This window comes from Gordonia otitidis NBRC 100426, from assembly GCF_000248075.1.
Classification (GTDB): domain Bacteria; phylum Actinomycetota; class Actinomycetes; order Mycobacteriales; family Mycobacteriaceae; genus Gordonia; species Gordonia otitidis.
On sequence record NZ_BAFB01000076.1, the window covers coordinates 33,406 to 55,402 of the forward strand.

The 21,997-nt window shown below is 67.0% G+C and carries 11 protein-coding genes; 6 read left to right on the forward strand and 5 right to left on the reverse strand.

Translation table 11 applies throughout. The features are described from left to right. The first annotated feature begins 1 nt into the window (after position 1). Positions 2-751 carry a respiratory nitrate reductase subunit gamma gene (narI, locus tag GOOTI_RS07165; protein ID WP_039993710.1) on the forward strand — a complete coding sequence of 250 codons (750 nt, stop codon included), beginning with the start codon at positions 2-4 and terminating at the stop codon, positions 749-751. Positions 752-961: 210 nt separating this feature from the next. After that, complete coding sequence (locus tag GOOTI_RS07170) at positions 962-2,053, forward strand: esterase/lipase family protein (RefSeq protein WP_007237901.1); 1,092 nt, start codon at positions 962-964, stop codon at positions 2,051-2,053. 100 nt (positions 2,054-2,153) lie between these two features. Here the strand turns inward: GOOTI_RS07170 and GOOTI_RS07175 are convergent, their stop codons facing one another. From GOOTI_RS07175 to rplN, 5 genes are all read right to left on the reverse strand, one after another. Then, positions 2,154-3,836, reverse strand: a complete 1,683-nt coding sequence (locus GOOTI_RS07175) for an alpha-keto acid decarboxylase family protein (protein WP_007237902.1) — start codon at positions 3,834-3,836, stop codon at positions 2,154-2,156. 314 nt (positions 3,837-4,150) lie between these two features. Continuing rightward, the gene (locus GOOTI_RS07180; protein ID WP_007237903.1) at positions 4,151-4,336 is read right to left on the reverse strand and encodes a type Z 30S ribosomal protein S14; all 186 of its coding nucleotides are present in this window, start codon (positions 4,334-4,336) and stop codon (positions 4,151-4,153) included. After that, positions 4,336-4,938, reverse strand: coding sequence for a 50S ribosomal protein L5 (rplE, locus tag GOOTI_RS07185; protein ID WP_007237904.1), 603 nt, complete (start codon positions 4,936-4,938; stop codon positions 4,336-4,338). Before rplE ends, GOOTI_RS07180 begins: the two co-directional genes overlap by 1 nt. A gap of 1 nt (position 4,939) precedes the next feature. Then, complete coding sequence (gene rplX, locus GOOTI_RS07190) at positions 4,940-5,257, reverse strand: 50S ribosomal protein L24 (RefSeq protein ID WP_005170381.1); 318 nt, start codon at positions 5,255-5,257, stop codon at positions 4,940-4,942. A gap of 1 nt (position 5,258) precedes the next feature. After that, the gene (gene rplN, locus GOOTI_RS07195) at positions 5,259-5,627 is read right to left on the reverse strand and encodes a 50S ribosomal protein L14 (protein WP_007237905.1); all 369 of its coding nucleotides are present in this window, start codon (positions 5,625-5,627) and stop codon (positions 5,259-5,261) included. Between the two features lie 461 nt (positions 5,628-6,088). Here rplN and GOOTI_RS07205 point away from each other — a divergent pair, with 461 nt between their 5' ends. The 4 genes from GOOTI_RS07205 to GOOTI_RS07220 are packed head-to-tail and all read left to right on the forward strand — an operon-like array spanning position 6,089 to position 21,950. Then, positions 6,089-19,897 (forward strand): non-ribosomal peptide synthetase, encoded by a 13,809-nt coding sequence (locus GOOTI_RS07205; RefSeq protein WP_007237906.1) that lies wholly within the window; start codon positions 6,089-6,091, stop codon positions 19,895-19,897. Next, the gene (locus GOOTI_RS07210; protein ID WP_007237907.1) at positions 19,894-20,136 is read left to right on the forward strand and encodes an MbtH family protein; all 243 of its coding nucleotides are present in this window, start codon (positions 19,894-19,896) and stop codon (positions 20,134-20,136) included. The genes GOOTI_RS07205 and GOOTI_RS07210 overlap by 4 nt, the downstream gene beginning before the upstream one ends. Further along, complete coding sequence (locus GOOTI_RS07215; RefSeq protein WP_007237908.1) at positions 20,129-21,178, forward strand: ABC transporter ATP-binding protein; 1,050 nt, start codon at positions 20,129-20,131, stop codon at positions 21,176-21,178. Before GOOTI_RS07210 ends, GOOTI_RS07215 begins: the two co-directional genes overlap by 8 nt. Then, positions 21,168-21,950: an ABC transporter permease gene (locus GOOTI_RS07220; RefSeq protein ID WP_007237909.1), complete on the forward strand. Its 783-nt coding sequence runs from the start codon at positions 21,168-21,170 to the stop codon at positions 21,948-21,950. Before GOOTI_RS07215 ends, GOOTI_RS07220 begins: the two co-directional genes overlap by 11 nt. The last annotated feature ends 47 nt before the right edge of the window (positions 21,951-21,997 follow it).

The following is a 21,997-nucleotide window of genomic DNA, read 5'->3' on the forward strand; positions in this document are numbered from 1 at the left end:
GATGGACATCTTCCTGTGGGGCGTACTGCCCTATCTCGTGCTGCTCATACTCATCGGCGGCACGATCTGGCGCTACCGCTACGACAAGTTCGGCTGGACGACGCGCTCGTCGGAGCTCTACGAGTCACGCCTGCTACGCATCGCGTCGCCGATGTTCCACTACGGGATCCTGGTGGTGATCATCGGGCACGCCATCGGACTGGCGATCCCGCAGTCATGGACCGATGCGCTGGGCGTCTCGGAAACGATGTACCACTGGGGCGCAGGCTTTTTCGGGGTCCTCGCTGCGGCGGCGACACTACTCGGCGTCGGCCTGCTCATCTACCGCCGCCGCACCACGGGGCCGGTGTACATGGCGACGACCCGCAACGACAAGCTGATGTACCTGGTGCTTGTGTGCGCGTTGATCGCGGGCACCTACATCACCGTCGTCGGAGCGGTCGATCCGCGCGGTCCCGGCGTGAACTACCGGCAGACCGTCTCACCGTGGTTCCGCTCGATCTTCATACTGCAACCGGACATTCGCGCGATGGACGCGGCACCGCTGCGATTCCACGTCCACGTGCTCATCGGCTTGACGTTGTTCGCGCTCGTGCCGTTCACGCGCCTCGTCCACATGTTCACCGCACCCGTGCACTATCTGTTCCGGCCCTACATCGTCTACCGCAGCCGCGACCGGCTGCCCGCACCGGGCGACCGACCGACGCGACGCGGGTGGCAACCGGTCGGCGTCAAAGACCGCGACCGATAGGCGACGCGCCGCGCAGAGCGTGGGCACCGAGGATCGTCACCGATCAGCGTTGGACGCTTCACCGATTTCGTCTCACCCCTCCAGTGAACACTTGTACCCCTGCCTAACGGTAAGTTACGGTTCCCGAAGACCGTGGCGTGAATCACTCATAATCTCGAGCCACGGTGATCTCACAGTTTGAGGGGACTGCACTTGTCTACGACCACATCAGTGAAGACGCCCGCGATTCGACGCGGATGGGCCCGTCGGCTGGCCGTCAGCGCCGCAGCAGCCGCACTCGGCGTCGGCCTCACTGCCGCTCTGGCCGGTCCTGCCGCTGCTGCCGATCAGCAGCAACAACTCGCCGACGAGATCGCCGCGGGCGCGAAGAAGCCTGTCGTCGCGGCGAATATCTACAAGGGCGCGAGCTCGTCGTCGATCCCCACCGGCAACGGGCCCGCTCAACAGAGCTTTCTCGCCGCATTCGGCTACGGGGTGTTCTCCCCGAATACCGCTCCACCGGGCGCAAACGACTGGAACTGCAAGCCCACCGAGGGCAAGGAGCCCGTGGTACTGGTTCACGGCACCTGGGAGAACTCCTATGACAACTGGGCGATGATCTCCCCCGAACTCAAGAAAGCCGGCTACTGCGTCTATGCCATGAACTACGGAATCGCAGCGCCACTGGCGGGCGGCGGCGTCGGCCCTGTCCTGCCCGGCCGCTTCGGCACCGGTGACATCACGAAGTCGGCCGCACAGATCGGCGGATTCGTCGACAAGGTCCGTGCGGCAACGGGTTCGGAGAAGGTCAACATGGTGGGTCACTCGCAAGGCGGCGTCGTCGCACGTCAGTTCATCCGCTACAACAATGGCGCGTCGAAGGTCGACCACCTGGTGACCCTGGGTGCGACCAACAACGGCACCACCCTGATCGGCATCGGCGCGCTCGGTAGAACCATCAACAACCTCGGTATCGACGTCCTCGGGCCCGTCGCGCTACTCGTCGGATCGTCAGGCATTCAGCAGGTCTACGACTCCGAGTTCATCAAGCATCTCAACGCAGGCGGCAAATACGCGATCGGCGACGTGCAGTACACCATCCTCGGCACCCGCTACGACGAGGTGACGACACCCTTCGATTCGACGTTCTTCCCGCGTGGAACCAAGAACACCCGAAATATCGTGCTGCAGAACGGCTGTGAACAGGATGCCTCCGACCACGTCTCGATGAGCTACTCGCCGCGCGCGGTGTCTATCATCAAGAACGCACTCGATCCGTCGTCGAAGATCGTGTGTGCCCCCAACGCCTGGGCGATCGGCTGACCCCAGCCGCTGTCCGACGATGTCGTCGGTTCTCGAGGTCACACGCGCAACCAGACAGTCCCGCGGCCGGCGTGGCCGCGGGACTGTTCAGGGCGTCCGGTCAGCCGACGTTCGCGGTAACCGCGGCCGACGCAATGGCCGTCAGTGTGGGTGGGACGTCGAGTTCGGCGGTGACGGCCTCGATGAGGGTGAGGCGATCGGGATTCCCGGCGGCCCGGGCCAGGGCGGCGTCGAGTTCAGCCCGTGTCGTGACGAACTCGGTGGTGACGAGACCACTGGTCCCGCCGAGCACGTAAGGAAGTTGCGTCCACACCCACTGCGCGATGTCGTTGTAGCGCTTGGTCGGTCCGTGGATCGCCCGCTCCACCGTGTATCCGTTGTTGTTGACGACAACGATGACCGCGGGCACGGCGTTGCGGATCACTGTGCCCAACTCTGCGGCGGTCATCTGCGCCGCGCCGTCGCCGATGAGGAGGACCGGTCGACGTTCGGGCGCGGCCAGGGCGGCACCGAGCAGCGCGGGCAGCGTATAGCCGATCGAGGCCCAGAGCGGTTGACCCATGAACACCGCACCGTGCGGAAGTCGTTCCGAGGCCAGACCGTAGAAGCTCGTGCCCTGTTCGGCGAGGACGATGTCCGACGACGTCACCGCCGCCGCGACACCGTGCCACAACGCCTCCTGCGTCAGTGCCCCTCCCTTTGACTGGTCACGGATCCGGCGATGCGCGCACATCGACTGCCCTCCGACAGGCTCGGCCGCGACGACGAGTTCCGCCAGGGTTTCGAGCGCATCGTGCATCTCGACGCGGTCGAACACTTCTCCGGCGACAACTGCGGTGTGCGGTTGCAGATCGATCCTCGCGTTCGCATCGAGATGTTGACTGAAGTACCCCGACACCAGATCCGTGAACGAGACGCCTGCGGTGATCAGCACCGGCGCGTTCTCCACGGCTCGGCGAACCTCCGGTCGGCTCGCCTCCCCGACGTAGATGCCGAGGTAGCCGGGAGCCGACTCGTCGACGACCCGTCGCCCCCACAGCAACGAAGAGTACTGGAGCCCACCGACTTTGATCAGTCTGTCGAGGGCTTCCTGCGCGCCCGACCGGTGCACGAAGATGTCGGCGAGCACTACTGGGGAGTGATCGTCGAGCAGTCGGCGCGCCGCGGCGGCGAAGGGTCGCAGAGCATTCGGATCGGTGCACATCGACCGCACGGCGAGCGATCCCGACGGCCGGACGCAGATCGCCTCGGCCACGTCCGCGGGCAACGAGAGGTAGCCCGGCCTGCTGGTCACGATCATCTCCGACAGCACCCGGTCGATCTCGGCCGCTGCCGTGTCGGGAGTGAGGACGGCCTGCGCCACGGTGACTTCGGCCGACATCCGGACCATATGGTCGAAGTCGCCGTCGCCGAGGGAGTGATGTGTCGGGCGGCCTGAAGACTGCACGAACTCCGTCGGCGAGCCGACGATGTGGAGCACCGGCACGAACTCGGCGTACGACCCCGCGATCGCGTTCACGGCACTGAGCTCGCCGACACCGAAGGTCGTCGAGACCACCCCGAACCCACGCATCCGTGCATAACCGTCGGCCGCGTAGCCTGCGCCCAGCTCATTGGCGGTGCCCACCCACCTCATGTCGCTGCGCTCGTCGACGTGATCGAGGAACCCGAGGGTGAAGTCGCCGGGTACTCCGAAGACCGTGTCGACGTCGAGCTCCGCGAGTCGATCGAGCAGATAGTCGGCAACGGTGTACCGAGTTGTGTGCGAGTCGGTGTAGTTCATGGTCGTGTCCTCCGTCTTCGGCCCCGGTCACCCCGGTTGGGCTCGCCGTGAGGGGCTGACGATGAGTCTTCGCTCACCGGGCCGGCCCGAGGATCGCACGATCAGGCGATACACCGGGTGACCGTTGCATCCCCCTATCGGCGGACGCGCGATCCGTATGACATACCGCCTCGGAAGACGGGCCCTCCTGTCATACGGAGCAACGACGACGACCCCGCCTCCCACAGGGGGAGACGGGGTCGTGGTTTCGACAAACTCAACCGGCGGCCGCAACGCGGGCCGGCCGGCCGGCGAGTTGAGTCAGCGCAGCTGGGTCACCAGCTCGACTTCTGCACGCCCGGCAGCTCGCCGGCGTGTGCCATCTCGCGCAGGCACACACGGCACAGGCCGAACTTGCGGTACACCGAGTGCGGACGACCGCAGCGGTTGCACCGGGTGTAGGCCCGCACGGCGAACTTGGGCTTCTTGTTGGCCTTGTTGACCAGAGCCTTCTTTGCCATCAGTTGTCCTTCACGGAGTTGTCTTTGAACGGGAAGCCCAGGTGGCGCAGCAGCGCGCGGCCTTCCTCGTCGGTGGTGGCCGAGGTGACGACGGTGATGTCCATACCGCGCGGCCGGTCGATGTTGTCGATGTTGATCTCGTGGAACATCGACTGCTCGTTCAGGCCGAAGGTGTAGTTACCGTTGCCGTCGAACTGGCGGTCCGAGAGTCCGCGGAAGTCGCGGATACGGGGAAGCGCGATGGACACGAGGCGGTCCAGGAACTCCCACATACGGTCGCCACGCAGTGTGACGCGAGCGCCGATCGGCATGCCCTCGCGCAGCTTGAACTGTGCGATCGACTTGCGTGCGCGACGGATCTCCGGCTTCTGACCGGTGATCAGGGCGAGGTCGGTGACCGCACCGTTGATCAGCTTCGAGTCACGGGCGGCGTCGCCGACGCCCATGTTGACGACGACCTTGACGACGCCCGGGATCTGCATCACGTTGGCGTAGTCGAACTCGGTGTTGAGCGCGTCCTTGATCTCGGCGCGGTAGCGCTGCTTGAGACGCGGCCCGTTACCGGAGGCGGCCTGGTTCTCGGTCTTTTCTGTGGTGGTCATATCAGATGTCCTTCCCGGTCTTGCGGGAAATCCGGACCTTCTTGCCGGTCTCCTCGTCGACGCGGTAGCCGACGCGGGTGGGATTGCCCTCGGAGTCGACGACCATCACGTTCGACACGTGGATCGGAGCCTCCTGGGTCACGATGCCGCCCGACGCCGCGCCACGCTCGTTGGCCGACGCAGCGGTGTGCTTCTTGATGCGGTTGACGCCCTCGACCAGAACACGCTCTTCCTTCGGGAAGGCCTGGATGACCTTGCCCTTGGCGCCCTTGTCCTTGCCCGAGATGACGATCACAGTGTCACCCTTGTGCACCTTCATGTCAGATCACCTCCGGTGCCAGCGACACGATCTTCATGAACTTCTTCTCACGCAGCTCGCGGCCGACCGGGCCGAAGATGCGGGTACCGCGGGGGTCGCTCTCACCCTTGAGGATGACGGCGGCGTTCTCGTCGAAACGGATGTAGCTTCCGTCCGCACGACGGCGCTCCTTGGTGGTGCGCACGATGACCGCCTTGACGACCTCTCCCCGCTTGACGTTGCCGCCGGGGATGGCGTCCTTGACAGTGGCGACGATGACGTCACCAATGCCGGCATAGCGCCGAGACGAGCCGCCCAGCACGCGGATGCACAAGATCTCCTTGGCACCGGTGTTGTCGGCGACCCGCAGGCGAGATTCCTGCTGAATCACTCGTTAGTCTCCTTGACCTGGATGTCGTCGACACGGCGGATCCACGTGAATGGACCACCGCATCTGTGCGCCGGATTTCCGACCCGACGCACACGGTCTGTCACCACCGGACACACGCCTGCCTGGGGTTTTGCCGAGATCTTGCGATCCGGCGCAACCACCTGGTGGGTTCGCGAGCCGATTCGCGACGCGCTCGGCGCCGCAGGCAACCCCACAAGTGTAGGCGAAACCGCAGGTCCGGGCCAAATCGGTGTCGGAGGACGCCGCCCGAACGTCGTCGCCTGCCGCACTGCCCATTCTCCCCCGGGGCTCGATGCGAGCGCGATCTTTTCTGCGATCCGCACCCATCTGCACCGGTTCGTCACGCGAAGCACGAGCAGATCCAAGGTCACAGGGGCCACCACCAGCACCGACCGATCGGCCCGGCACGGCCGCCGTCGGTCACACCACGAGGAGGCACAGTGAGCACCGAGGTGAGCACGACTCACGTCACCGGAAGCCAGGTCGGGGCCGGGCACGCGGAAGGGCACGCGTTGCCTCTGACCGCTGCGCAGCGTGGCATCTTCTTCGCCCAGCAGCTCGACCCGGACATCCCGATGTCGGTCGCGGCGTTTGCCGAGTTCTTCGACGATGTGGACGCCGACGTCATGGACCGGGCCGTACGGTCGACGGCGCACGACACCGAGTCGGGCCTGCTGCGCGTTGTCGACGACGAGGACGGCGAGCCACGCATCGTCGTCGACCGTGCCAGGACGATCGAGCTCGGGCTCCTCGACTTCTCCGATGCCGAGGATCCTCGTGGGCGCGCGCTGGCGTGGATCGACGAGCACCGGTCACGACGCGTCGACGTCTACTCCGATCCGCTCCTCGAGACATATCTGCTGCGCCTCGGCCCCCACCACGTGCTCTGGTACTGCTGGGGCCATCACGTGGCCTTCGACGGATACGCCGCCATGTTCATGATGGTCCGGGTCGCCGCGCACTACACCGCGATGACGACAGGCACCGCAGTTCCCCCGTCGACGAGTGCGTCGATGTCGCAGATCGCCGACATCGACCACGACTACCGCGCATCCGCCGCGTTCGTCGAAGCCCGCAAATTCTGGGAGCAGCGCCTACGCCCCGGGGGTGCCGACGCTCCGCCACCCACCTCGTTGTCGACGGCAAGCGCGCCCGCGGCGCCCGTCGCCGCGGTCGAGAGCGTCGAACTCGACGCCGACCTCGTCGAGACCATCCGGGCTCGCGCCGCCGAGCACGGTGTGCGGACGGCCTCGGTGATCACCGCGGCAGTGGCCCTCTATCTGGCCCGGCTCAACGACCGTGACGACGCCATGCTGAGTCTGCCTGTCGCGTGCCGCGACACCGACCTGTTGCGTACCTCCGCAGGACTCACGTCGAACGTCGTGCCGGTGGGTATGGGCTTCGACGCCACCACCACGATTGCCGATGCACTGCGCATCACGAACTCCGACATCAAGCACGCGGTGCGGCATCAGCGTTTTCGCCACGAGGAGATCAGCGCCGACATCCTGGGCCGAACCGACGGCACACGCGGGTTCTTCGGCCCCATGGTCAACGTGATGCTCTTCTTCGAGCACATCGACTTCGGCTCGCTGCGCGGTGCGCTGAACGTGCTGTCCACCGGTCCCGTCGAAGACGCGTCGATCAATGTCTACGACGGATTCACCGGCGGCATGAGACTCGACCTCGAGGCCAACCCGAACCTCTACTCCGCCGCGGACATCACTCGGCACCACAGCCGAATCGTCGACTTCCTCCGACGCTTCGCCACCGCCCCGGCACACACACCGGTCGTCGACGTCGTGCCCGCGACCTCGGCGGAGATGGAAGCCATCGACGACGCCGCGCACGGCCGCAGCGTCGTCGACGACGGGTCGACGCTGCTGTCTCTGCTCGACGAAGGGTTCGCCGACAGCATCGCAACTCACGTTGCGGTCATCGAACCCGACGTCGCCCAACTCGACATCGCAACGTTCACCGCACGTGCACGCGCCGCTGCAGCATCACTCTCGTCACGCGGCATCGGACCCGAATCGGTTGTCGGGGTTGCTCTTCCACGCAGCGCCGACCAGGTGCTCGCGCTCCATGCGGTGATCAGGTCCGGCGCAGCGTTTCTGCCGATCGATCCGGCCGAGCCGCCGCACCGACTCGCACACATCCTCGAGACCGCCAGACCTGCTGCCGTCATCGCAGCGCCGGAGTGGTCTCCGCAGACCGGCTCGTCGGACACACCCGACGACATCGCGACGACGCTGCTGTCGCTGGACGAGTTGACAGCAGCGCCCGACTCGGCCGTGCACGTCGCGTCGGCACATCCGCGTGCACCCCGCCCCGACCATCCCGCGTACGTGCTCTTCACCTCGGGATCGACCGGGCGTCCAAAGGGTGTCGTGATCGACCACCGAGCCATCGTCAACCGGCTCCGCTGGATGCAGGACCACTACCACCTGACCGCCGATGACCGGGTGCTGCAGAAGACCCCGGCGACATTCGACGTCTCTGTCTGGGAGTTCTTCTGGCCCTTCATCGCGGGCGCCACGCTCGTCGTGGCCCGCCCCGACGGACACCGCGACCCGTGGTATCTACGCGACGTGATCGCCGAACATGGCATCACCACAGTGCATTTCGTGCCGTCGATGCTGTCGGCGTTCGCGGAGGCCCACATGGACGAGGCGGCGTCGTCACGTGACTCGCTCGGCTCGCTGCGACAGATCTTCACCAGCGGTGAGGCGCTCGCTCCCGCGACTGTGGGCGCGATCCGAGCACTGACGTCGGCGCCGGTCCACAACCTCTACGGTCCGACAGAAGCCGCCATCGACGTGACCTTTCACGATGCATGTCGCAGCGACGCTGGTGATGTGCCGATCGGTGTGCCCGTCGACAACACCAGTGCCCACGTGCTCGACCATCACCTGATGCCGCAGCCGATCGGGGCGGTCGGGGAGCTCTACCTCGGCGGCGTTCAACTTGCGCGCGGCTACGCGAACCGCCCCGACCTGACGGCAGCGCGGTTCGTCGCCGATCCACGCCGTGACGGCGCGAGGCTCTACCGCACCGGCGACCTCGTGCGCCGACGCGCGAGCGGCGAGATCGACTACCTCGGACGTGCCGACTCGCAGGTCAAGATCCGCGGACAGCGGGTCGAGCCAGGGGAGGTCGAATCGGCGCTCTCGACGCTGCCCGGCGTTCACGCGGCTGCGGTCGTCGCTCTCGACGATGCCGAGGTCGGAGGCACCGTGCTCGTCGGGTACGTCTCCGGCTCTGACGAGCTCGACTCCAGGGACCTCCGTGGCGAACTCGCTGAACACGTTCCGGCGCACATGGTTCCGTCGACCATCTGTGTGTTGCCCGCTCTTCCGACGACCACCAACGGCAAGCTCGACCGCTCTGCGCTTCCCGCCCCGACACGGCCTGCCCCGGCCACAGGGCGAGTGGAACCGCGCACGGCACTCGAACGCGCCGTGGCCGACACCGTGGCCGCCGTCCTGGGATCAGCCGTGCCGGTCTCGATGTCCGGCAACCTCTTCTCGCTCGGCGGAAACTCGCTGTCGGCAACCAGGGTGAGCGCGCGCCTCGCACGTGTGACAGGGCACCGGCTGCCGCTGCGCACCGTGTTCGACGCGCCCGATCTCGCAGCGCTCGCCGCGGCCCTGTCCAGCGCGGGTGTCCACGACGACGTACGGCCTGCCACGAGTTCTCCGCATGCCCGCGCGACACGCGGTGAGCGCATCCCGCTGTCACCCGCGCAGCACCGACTGTGGTTGACCGCACGTCTCGACCCGGATTCCGCAGCGGCATACCACATCCCATTCTCGATCCGACTCGTCGGGACACTCGATGTCGAGTCGCTACAGGCCGCCCTCGACGACGTCGTGACACGACATGAGCCGCTCCGCAGCACGGTGTCGGAGCGCGACGGCCAGGCATACCTCAACATCCATGCGCCAGGCGCCATGTCGGTTGCCTTGCCCGTCGACGATCTTGCCCGCACCGACGAGGTCGACGGCGTCGAGAACGAGGTGGCACGACGCACCGCAGACGTCGCCGCCGAGGAATTCGACCTCACCCGCGACATCCCGATCCGCGCCCGGTTGCTGCGCGCCGCGCCCGACGACCACACGCTCGTCGTGGTGATCCACCACCTCGCGGCGGACGGATGGTCGTTGGCTCCGTTCGCGGCCGACCTTGCGACCGCCTACCGTGCGCGTCTCACCGGAGTAGCACCCGGGTGGAAGCCATTACCCGTCACCTACTCCGACGTCGCCGTCGGGCAGCAGGAAGCACTTCTCGGTGACGCCTCCGCCGACCTCGACTTCTGGCGTGCACGCCTGACCGACGCTCCCACCGAAACCGAACTGCCGCACGACCGTCCGCGTACCCATCGCGCCGCCACGACCGGTGACGTCGTCTCCGTTCGCCTGCCGGCGGGTCGACACGGCGCACTGGCCGGTGTGGCCACCGACAACGACGCCACGCTGTTCATGGCCATCCACGCCGCGGTCGCCACGCTGCTCCGTGGTTTCGCCCAGAACGACGAGATCGTGCTCGGGACACCGGTGTCGGGTCGGGGTGACGCCGACGTCGACACCCTGGTGGGCATGTTCGTCAACACCCTCGCCCTGCCGACGCGCATCGACAAGAACGCCTCGTTCAGCGAGATTCTCCGCGCCGTCCGTGCCGCCGACCTCGATGCGTTCGACCACGCCGACCTGCCGTTCGACCACCTGGTCAACGAACTGAACCCGCAGCGGTCGGCGCAGGTGCATCCGTTCTTCCAGGTGTCGGTGTCGGTCGACAACCGCGACGACATCACGATCGACCTGCCGGGACTGACGGCCACCGCGACACCCGTCGAGATCGGACGCACCAAGTTCGACCTCTCGTTCACCTTCGTCGAGTACACCGACGACAACGGCAGCCCGGCCGGTATGGACGTCGAGATCAGCTACGCCACAGAACTGTTCGACGCCGCCACCGTCTCGGGCCTCGGCAGCCGACTCGCGAAGATCATCGCCGCGATCACCGACGATCCGACGCGACCGGTCGGCGACATCGGCATGCTCGACCTCGGCGAGCGACTCGGGCTCGTCCCGGCCGTCGGCGCGGGAACCCGTCCCGTCGAACACTTCTCGTCGATCATCGCGGCAGCGGTGGCCACCGAGCCCGATCGGATCGCGGTGACCGACGGCATCACGTCGCTGACCTATCGTGAACTCGACGCCGGTGCCGAGCTTCTCGCCGAGCGGTTACGCAGCGAAGGAATCGGTCCCGAGGACTTCGTCGCAGTCGCCCTGCCGCGGGGAATCGACTGGGTGCGTACGGTTTGGGCGGTGACGCGGTGCGGCGCCGCATGGGTGCCGATCGATCCCACCTATCCACCCGCACGCATCGACTTCATGCTCACGGATTCCGGCGCCTGCCTGCTGGTGAACGACACCGGGTCGCTCGCCACACTCGGCACGGCAGCGCAACACATCTCGACGCTCACGCTCGATGACCTGAAACCTTCCGATGGTCGATCCACTGCCCGCACGGCCGACCTCTCCGTCGACCAACCCGCGTACATGATCTACACCTCCGGGACGACGGGCACACCCAAGGGTGTCGTCGTCAGCCACCGAGGGCTCGCCGACTTCGCTGCGCAACAGGTGTCGCAGTTCGGACTCCGCGCCGACAGTCGCACGATGCACATGGCGTCACCGAGCTTCGACGCCTCGGTCCTCGAATTGCTCATGGCGTTCTCCGCGGCATCGACCATGCGGATCGTCGGACCCGACCCCGCCGCGGGCGCGGAGCTGACCGACCTGATGCGTTCGGCAGGTGTGACCCACGCGTTTCTCACACCGTCGCTGCTCACCACCATGGATCCCACCGCGGTACCGGAGTTGGACGTTCTGGTGATCGGCGGCGAGCATCCCAATCCCGAGGCAGTGCGTCGGTGGTCGGAGACGACAACCATCTTCAACGCCTACGGCCCCACCGAAACCACGGTCGTGGCAACGGTGTCCGACCCGATCGTCGACACCGCGACGAGCGACTACTCCCCACGAGTCACCATCGGCAGGCCGATCCGCGGGGTGTCGACGGTCGTGCTCGACGAACGTCTGCAGCCGGTCGCCCCCGGTACGACGGGTGAACTCTACGTCGCGGGAACCCATCTCGCGCGTGGCTATCACGGGGTCCACGGGCTCACCTCGAAGCGGTTCGTCGCCAATCCGTTCGGCGACCCCGGAGATCGGATGTATCGCACGGGTGACCTGGTCCGGTGGACGCGTGATCATCGCCTCGAGTTCCGAGGGCGCGCCGACCACCAGGCCAAGGTACGTGGACATCGCATCGAGCTCGGCGAGGTCGACGCCGCACTCACCGCACTCGACGAGGTGGTGGCATCGGTCAGTGTCGTCGACGGTGACGGTGCCAACGCACGCCTGGTCTCATTCGTCGCCCTCGACCGCACCCGATCGGAGCAGATCAGCTCTCGTGCGCACGCCGAGATCCAATCCAGGCTGCGAGACCGTCTGCCGCGACACATGATCCCGACGGCCATCGTCGTCGTCCCGGAGATCCCGACCACTCCCGCGGGCAAGATCGACATGCGCGCCCTACCAACGCCCGACGCCGCAGCCACACGCGACGCCGACGTGACGGCTCCACGCACCGAGGCCGAACGCACGATCATGTCCCTGTTCGCCGAGGTGCTCGGCCGACCGGCCGACGACGTCGGTGTCGACGACGACTTCTTCGACCTCGGTGGAAACTCGCTACTCGCGACACAGCTGGCCGACTCCGTCGGACAGCGCACCGGTACCCGAGTGCCCGTTCGCGAGATCTTCGACCATCCGACCGTTGCTGAACTCGCCCTGCAGTGGGCGGGACCCGCCGGCGACCTGCTCGCGGGAGCACACGGTGAATCCCAAACCGAACACGCACTCCTGCAGCATGATCCGACCTCGCCGGTGGCACCGGGGCCCGCCCAGGAACAGCTCTGGTTCCTCAACACGCTCGGGAACGACACCGCTGACGACGACCTTCCGCCCGCCTCCTATTCGATCGCCTTCGCACTCGACATTCGCGGCCCGCTCGACGTGGACGCGCTCGAGGGTGCTCTGAACTGGGTGATCGACAGGCACGAGCCACTGCGAACGGTCTACCCCGAAAGCGACGGCCGCCCCGAGCTGTCGGTCTGCTCCGGTGACAGCGTGGTGCTCCACGTCGATGCAGATGTGTCGGTGGACCAGTGGGCTCGTGCCGCTGAGGCATTGGCGCAGTGTCCGTTCGACCTCACCCGCGACCTACCGATCCGAGTCCGACTACACCGGCTGACCGACGAACCCCACCACCACAAACTGACCGTCGTCGTGCATCACATAGCCGCCGACGGCGCGTCGATGGCGCCACTCGCGCATGACCTCGCGGGCGCCTACGCGGATCTGTCCGATGGTCGATCACCATCGGCAGATCCGCTCCCCCTCGTCTACCGCGACTTCCTCCGCTGGCAGCGCGAGTCGCTCGATACCCGTCTTCCCGCGCTCACCGGATGGTGGCGCACCGCGCTCGACGGCGTCGACTCCGCACCGGTCCTGCTTCCCGATGCCCCCGACGCTCACGATGTAGATGTCGAACAGGGCGCCGACGTCGTCGAAGTAGCCCTCGACCGCGGGCTACGCGAACGCCTCACCGAACTGGGCGGTGCGACGACCACCGAGTTCATGGCCATCCACGCGGTACTCGCAGCACTGCTGCGCAGGCATTGCGCCGACCCCGACGTCCACACCGTCGGCGCCGACGCCGACATCGTCATCGGAACCCCCGTCGCCGGCCGTGCCGATCCGCGCCTCGCGGGCCTGGTCGGGATGTTCGTCAACTCCGTCGTGTTGCGGACCCGTGTCGACGGCGGGTGGTCGGCCGCCGAACTCTTCGACGAAGTACGTCGGGCCGATCTCGATGCCCTGTCGCACGCCGACATGCCGTTCGACGCTGTGGTCGCTGCCGTGCGCCCACCCCGAACAGGCCGCCACCCGCTGTTCGCCATCTCACTGACCGTCGACGACGATCCGCTCACGACTTCCGACATCGCACTCGGTGACCTCCGCACCGCGGTCGAGGAAGTCGACACCGGCGCAGTCAGGTTCGACCTCGAGGTGCAGTCGCGCGGCGACACCCTGCGCATGACGTTCGCCACCGACGTCTTCACCCGCTCCCGCGTCGAGAAGTTGGCGGACGATTTCGTGGAACTCGCGCGCCAGCTCGTGACACACCCGCGCAAACGCATCGACGAGCATCTCGTCGACGCCCCGTCGACGGCCACCGCGTTCTCCCCGGACCCGGTACATCTCGCCGATCTGCTCGATCTCACAGCCACACGGCACCGCGATCTCGTCGCTGTCGTGGACGGCGACATGACCCTGACCTATGCCGAACTCGACGAACTGTCCGCACAGTGGGCGGCCGGATTGCGCAACGAGGGCGTGGGGCCAGAACACATCGTTGCAGTGGCACTTCCGAGGTCGTGGCGTTTCGTCGCGGCACTGTGGGCGGTACTTCGCGCAGGTGGCGTGGTCCTGCCCATCGATCCGCGATATCCCGCCGAGCGCATCGCGCACATGATCCGCGACTGCGACACACACGTGGGGATCACCGATCCGGACACCGCCATCGCAGAACACTCCACATCCGACGTGCGCTGGCTGACCCCCGAGATACTGGGACAACCGGGGGGTTCGACCACCGCCCCCGCTCCCCGCCGAGTGGATGCCGCCGCCTACGTGATCTACACGTCCGGCTCGACGGGTACGCCCAAGGGCGTCGCGGTGACCCACCGGGGAATCGGGGCGTTCAGTCAGAGCCAGCGTGATCGCTACGACGTCCACTCCGGCGACCGCACACTGCATTTCGCGTCGCCCGGCTTCGACGCGACATTCCTCGAGTTCCTCCTCGCCTTCGACGCCGGCGCCACGATGGTCATCGCGCCACCGACGATCTACGGCGGCGACGAACTCGTCGACTTCCTCGACGACACCGCCGTCACGCACGCGTTCATCACGCCGGCCGCGCTCATGGCCGCCACCCCTCGACCGCTTCCACAACTGCGGACCCTCGGTGTCGGCGGTGAGGCGTCGCCACCCGAGCTCGTCGCGGCCTGGGCTCCGGGCAGACGCTACGTCAACTGTTACGGACCGACGGAGACGACGATCGTCGCCACCATGTCGCAGCCGTTGCAGCCAGGCGATGACATCACGATCGGCGAGCCGGTGAACGGCTGCACGGCACTGGTTCTCGACCACAGGTTGGCTCCTGTCCGCGACCAGGTGCCCGGCGAACTGTATCTGGCAGGTCCGGGAATCGCTCGCGGATATCTTGGCCGTCCCAGCCTCACCGCAGGTCGATTCGTCGCCGACCCCCGTGTGTCGGGAGCGCTCATGTACCGCACGGGCGACGTCGTCCACCGCACCACCTCCGGTTCACTGGTGTTCGACGGTCGCAGCGACAACCAGGTCAAGGTGCGTGGATTCCGTATCGAACTGGACGAGGTCAGCAGCGCTCTGGCAACACATCCCGACGTCGACACCGCGATCACCGTCGTCCACGGCGAGGGCGCCGACGCCCGCTTGATCGCGTACGTGTCGTCGAGAGCGGCCGACACACTCAGCGACAGCGCACTCATCGCCCACGTCGCACGTACCCTCCCGCGACAGATGGTGCCGTCGAACGTCGTCGTGCTCGATCGGTTGCCACTGACGCCCAACGGGAAGATCGATCGTCGGTCACTGCCCGTACCCGACACACCCACGACAGCCCTGACCGCAACGAGGAGCGCCACAACAGATCTGACGACCGCTGCCGAGCGTCGTGTCGCCACGGCGATGGCGGCCGTGCTCGGTGTGCGCGCTGACAGCCTCGGTCCCGACACCGACTTCTTCGAGTCCGGGGGTACCTCGCTGCAGGCGACCACTCTCGCTGCCAGGCTCGGCACCGGCGACGGTCACCGACTGCGCGTTCGCGAGATCTTCGACAACCCGACGGTGCGCGCTCTCGCCACGCTCGTCGGTGAGACCGAGCCGACAGCCACGGCGACGAAGACACCGGTGATCCCCCCGCGTGGCAGTGTCATTCCGATCGCGCCGATGCAGCGTCGACTGTTGTCGCTCGCACGCGCAAACTCCGCGTCGACCGACTACCTGATGCCCTTCACGCTGCGCCTGACCGGCCCCCTCGACCGCCGAGCGCTGCGTGACGCGCTGGTCGATCTCGCGTCGCGGCACGCCGGTCTGCGCACCATCTACCCGCCCGCCTCGGCCGGTGGCCTGCTCATCGGGGCGGAACGGACCATCGGGCACATGCAGCCGCTCGGCTACCGCAGTGACGATGATGCGACCGCGCTGATCACGCACCTGTGTGCCATACCCATCGACATCTCGACGCAGCCTCCCCTGCGCGTGCACGTGCTGACCCGGATCTCCGACGACACCACCGTCGAGCACATCCTGGTTCTCGTCGTGCACCATGTCGCCGCCGACGGCGCGTCGCTGCCGGTGCTGGTCGACGACCTGTCGACGGCATACGCAGAGCGACGTCGGGGGCGCCGGACCGGCTGGCAGGCGGCGTCTTTCGACTATCGCGACTACGCGGCGCTGGCCGCGACGTCTGCACGTCACTCGTCCGGCGGGGACCGACTGGCCTACTGGACGACGGCGTTGGCAGGGGCACCGGCCGACACCGCACCCACACCGATGCGGCCCGTCCGGTCGAGCACCCCCGGCACACCGGACGGCTCCGTCTCCACCGCCGCCTCCATGTCGGCCGATGCCGTGCCGGCCGCCGACTCTGTGTCGGTACCGCTCGACGACGAGCTCCGACGTGCCGTGACGGAGTGTGCCCGCGCGCATTCGACGACACCGTTCACCGTCCTCCACACCGCGTTGTCCACTCTGCTGTACCGCCTCGGGGTCGGCTCGGACGTGGTGATCGGCACACCGGTCGCGAACCGAGTACTGCATGAGGCGCCGGATACCGATTTCGCCCGAGTGGTCGGCATGTTCGTGAACACGGTGGCTCTGCGGACGCGGATCGACGGCTCCGAACCCGTCGGCGAACTGCTCGGTCGGCTGCGCGACGACGACCTCGCCGCGCTCGATCACGGGGACGTTCCGTTCGACGATGTCGTCGCCGCAGTCAATCCCGACCGGTCGGCCGGGGGCCACCCGCTCTTCGACGTCGCGCTGTCCGTCCACGATTTCGGCGCAGACATCGCGCACGGCCGCATCCAGCTCGTCGACGGACTCGTCGGTGAGGTCGGCGAAGTGGGTGCAGCGCAGGCGAAGTTCGCTCTGCAGTTCACTCTCGCGGGCCTGCAGTCATCCCACGCGGCCCTGGAGGTGACGTACGCGACGAACCGCTATCGTCACTGCGAGGCACACGATCTCGCCGTCAGGTTCCTGCGAGTGGTGCGCGCGATCACCACCGACACCGAGCGAGCCGTGGGTGACATCCGCGTCACCGATCCGCTCGAGGTGGCCGACGTCGCACCGGCCAGCGGCCCACGTCCCGGCGAGCCGATGACCTTCGGCGAAATCCTGGACGCAGCCGTGACCCGCGGCCAGGACCACATCGCCGCGACCGACGGCGTCGTCGACATCACCTACCGCGAACTCGACGCCCGCGCGCACCGACTGGCACGCCTACTCCTCGGCCGTGGCATCGGCGGCGGCGCACGACCGGGTTCCGATCCGGAACCGGTGGTGGCCATGGCCATCCCCCGGTCCATCGAGGCGCTGGTGGCGATCTGGGCGATCGTGCGATCCGGCGCGGCGTACGTACCGGTCGATCCGACGTATCCGCCCGAGCGGATTGCGCACATGCTCGCCGACAGTGGCGCGCAGCTCGTCGTCACCGACACCGCGACCCGTGACCGGTTGCCGTCGACCGCACCGGTGATAGCCGTCGACGACGACGCCGTTCTCGCCCGTCTGGCGCGCCAGTCGTCGGCGCCGCTCACAAGCGCCGAGGCCATCCCCGCTCGCCCGGACCAGTTGGCGTACATCATCTACACCTCCGGCTCGACGGGACGTCCGAAGGGTGTGCTCGTGCCGCACTCCGGTTTGCGCGCGGTGCGAGACGAGTTGCGCACCCGTATGTCTCCCGACTCGCGTTCACGAGTGCTGCACTTCGCGTCGCCGAGTTTCGACGCGTCGGTTCTGGAGTTCTTGCTGGCAGCTGCGGGCTCCGCATGTCTGGTCATCGCACCGCCCGACCTGTACGGGGGCGAACCGCTCGCGCGGTTCCTCACCGACAACCGTGTGACGCACGCGTTCATCACACCTGCTGCCATCGCGAGCATGTCGCCGACCGACGTCTCGACGCTGCACTGCCTGGCGATCGGTGGAGAAGCCTTCGGCGCCGATCTCGCCCGGCGGTGGGGCGCGGGCCACCGGGGATCGGGACGTCAGCGCGGATCGCAGAGCCGCCGGGTCATCAACGTCTACGGTCCCACCGAGACCACGGTGATCACCACGGCAAGCGACCCGCTGCGCGCACACGACGAATTGACCATGGGCACACCGAACAACGGCGTGAGCGCACTCGTCCTCGACGCCAGGCTCCACCCCGTTCCGGTCGGTGTCATCGGCGAGCTGTACCTGATCGGTTCGCAGGTGACCCGCGGCTATCACCGTCGACCGGGGCTCACGGCGTCGCGGTACGTACCGGTCCCGATGGTCGCCGGAGACGAGTTCGCCGGCCGTCGCATGTACCGCACCGGCGATCTGGTGCGGTGGACGGTCGACGGGAGACTGTCCTACGTGACGCGCAGCGACAGCCAGGTGCAGGTGCGCGGCTTCCGGATCGAACTCGGCGAGATCGACGACGCGCTCGCCGCGGACCCCCGCGTCGACTTCGCGGTGACCGTCGTCGGCGGCGTCGAGCCCCCGTCCGACCACGCAGCGACAGGCAATGGCGCTCGACTGGACAGTTACGTGACCCTCGTCGGCGATGCCGGAAATTCAGGTATCACCGACGACGAGCTACGACGTGCTGTGGCACAACGCCTTCCGCGCCACATGGTTCCTGCGACGGTGACGATTCTCGACGAGATCCCGTTGACCCCTGTCGGCAAACTCGACCGTGCCGCCCTGCCCGCACCGGTGATCGTGCGGCGTGGCCGAGTTCCGCGACCCGGGACCGAATCGACGATCTGCGAGGTGTTCGCCGAAGTCCTCGAGCTGCCCGTCGACGAGGTCGCCGCGGATGCCAGCTTCTTCGATCTCGGCGGGAACTCCTTGCAGGCAACGACTCTCACCGATCGACTGACGTCGGTGCTCGGCATCGAGATACGCGCCCACCATGTGTTCGCTGCGCCAACAGCCGCCGAACTGGCTGCCGGTCTCGACCAGGCGACGGGTGGGTCGGAGCCGACTGCGGCCACCGACTCCCGCGCTGCGTGGCAGGTACTGATACCACTGCGCACGACGCCCGAGCACTCCACCCCGGTCAGCACACCGCTGTTCGCGGTACACCCGGCGATCGGGCTGTCCTGGGCGTTCGCGTCGTTGCTGCCCCACCTCGAGCCCGGACGTGCCGTCTACGGACTGCAGAATCCCGAACTGTCCGGCCGGCGGGCACCGTCGTCACTGGGCGAGCTGGCCGCGTACTACGCCGAGCAGATCCAGTCGGTACAGCCCACCGGGCCCTACCATCTGCTCGGCTGGTCGCTCGGCGGCCTGATCGCGCAGGAGATCGCGGTCATTCTCGCCGAGAGTGGCGAGCACGTGGCCGATCTGACGATTCTCGATTCCTACGTGCTCTCCGACCGTCCCGATCTCGCCACCGAATCGTCGGTTGCAGAGCTGATGAGCGAATTCGGTATCACCACCACCGATCTCACCGACACGTCCGACGTCGACGCCGCCTGGCATGCGGTACGACACGCGGGTGGTCTTCTCGGTGGGCTCTCGAGAGCGGAGTTCGGTGCGGTGCACCGCGTGTTCGAGAATGCGGGTGCGCTGGCACATCCGTGGCGTCCGCGGGTGTTCCACGGAGACGTCACCTTCGTGTCCGCGACCAGGGCCGCACAGCCCGGCGCACCGGCGGTCGCGGGGTGGCACCCCTACATCGACGGAACGATCCACAACATCGACGTCGACTGCTCACACGCACGAATGCTGTTGCCGGAGAATGTGATCTCCTTTGCCGACGTCTTGTCCCCACGACCGCGTCGAACGGCGCGGCACCACATCGAGAGGAATGACTCATGACCAACCCGTTCGACGACGTCAACGGCGTGTTCCTGGTCCTGGTGAACCACGAGAACCAGCATTCGCTGTGGCCTCGGTTCGCTCCGGTCCCCGCCGGTTGGCGCAGCGTGTTCGGGCCATCCGGCCACGACGAATGTCTGGCCTACGTCGAAAAGAACTGGACCGATCTGCGGCCCGCGAGCCTCATCGAAGCGATGGAAGGGAGCAGTCATGCCGACCGGGCGACACAGGATGACTGATCCCATCGACACCCCGACCACCAACGCGCTGGAATTGCGGGGTGTACGAAAGGTGTTCACCTCCGGCCTCGGGCGGCGCCGACGCATCGTCACGGCCGTGGACCGCCTCGACCTGACGATCCCCGCCGGCACCGTCCACGCCCTCCTCGGCCCGAACGGGGCCGGTAAGACCACCACCGTCCGCATGGTGGCGACGCTGCTGCGTCCCGATGCGGGCACGGTGACCGTCGACGGGATCGACGCGCTGCGCGAACCCGACCGTGCACGCGAGATCATCGGCGTCTCAGGACAATACGCCGCAGTGGACGGAACCCTCACCGGTTTCGAGAACCTACGCATGGTCGCGCAGCTCTACGGCCACCGACGACGCGAAGCGGCCGAACTGGCGCGGGACATGATCACCGACCTCGGACTCGACGACGCCGCCGATCGTCCGATGCGCACCTATTCGGGTGGCATGCGGCGGCGGCTCGACCTCGCGGGAGCGCTCGTCAATCGTCCGCGTCTGGTCATCCTGGACGAGCCGACGACGGGACTCGACCCGCGCGGTCGTCGACAGATCTGGGATCTGATCGCGTCACAGGTGCGCGCGGGTACCACCGTGCTGCTGACGACGCAATACCTCGAGGAGGCCGACACGCTTGCCGACGAGATCACCGTGATAGACCACGGTCGGATTCGTGCACAGGGCAGCGCCGAGCAACTCAAGAACTCGATCACACCGGAGATCCTGACCGTCGAGTTCGACGCCGAACCCACCGGCGCGCAAGCGGTTCTCGTTTCGAGAACGCTCGCCGCGATCGGGGTCGGATCGCCGAACCGGTCGGCCCCCGACCAGTGGTCGGTGCCCGTTGCCGAGGGCGCGCACGACATCCCCGACGTTGTCCGCGCACTCGATGCGGTCGGCACACCGGTACGCAGTGTCTCGGTGGCCGGGCCGACGCTCGACGACGTCTTCCTGCAGCTGACCGACCACGCAGTCGGCACCGACAGCGTGGCCAGACCGACCGACGACGTACGGGAGACCGCTGATGTTCACTGACACCGCCGTCATAGTCGAGCGCAATCTGCTCACGGTTCGACGGATTCCCACGCTGCTCGTCAGCGCGACGATCCAGCCACTGATGTTCGTGTTCCTCTTCGCCTACGTGTTCGGTGCCACGTTCGGTGGACACTCCTACCGCGAATACCTCATGGCCGGGATCTTCACGCAGACAGTCGTGTTCAACGCCGCGTTCACCACGGTCGGGCTCGCGAACGACATGTCGGACGGGATCATCGATCGACTCCGTTCGCTGCCGATGTCGCGGCTCGCAGTCATCGCCGGTCGGGTCGGATCGGACATGCTCCTCGGCCTCGTCGGTCTCGCGGTCATGGTCGTCAGTGGTCTCGTCATAGGCTGGCGGATACACGGTTCGATGACCGATGCGGCGATAGCGTTCGGGGTGATCGTGTTGTTCGCGCTCGCGATGGCATGGGTGGGAGCGGTCACCGGACTGACGGCGCCGAATGTCGAAGTGGCACAGAGCATCGGATTCCTGTGGATGTTTCCCGTGACGTTCTTGTCGTCGGCGTTCATCTCCGCGGCCAGTCTGCCGGGGCCGTTACGGACTGTGGCGGAGTGGAATCCGGTCACAGCCGTGGCAACCACGAGCCGTGAACATCTCGGCAACGGCGCACCACGAGACTTCGTGCCCCCGTCGGGCTGGGTCGCCGAGCACGCCCTCGGCTATTCGATCGGCTGGAGCACCGCCATCCTCGCCGTGTGCATGCCGTTGTCGCTGATGCTCTACCGTCGCGCGGCGAGCAGATGAACCCGGCCCGAAGCGACCGAGCCGTACCTGACACGGCACGACACCGT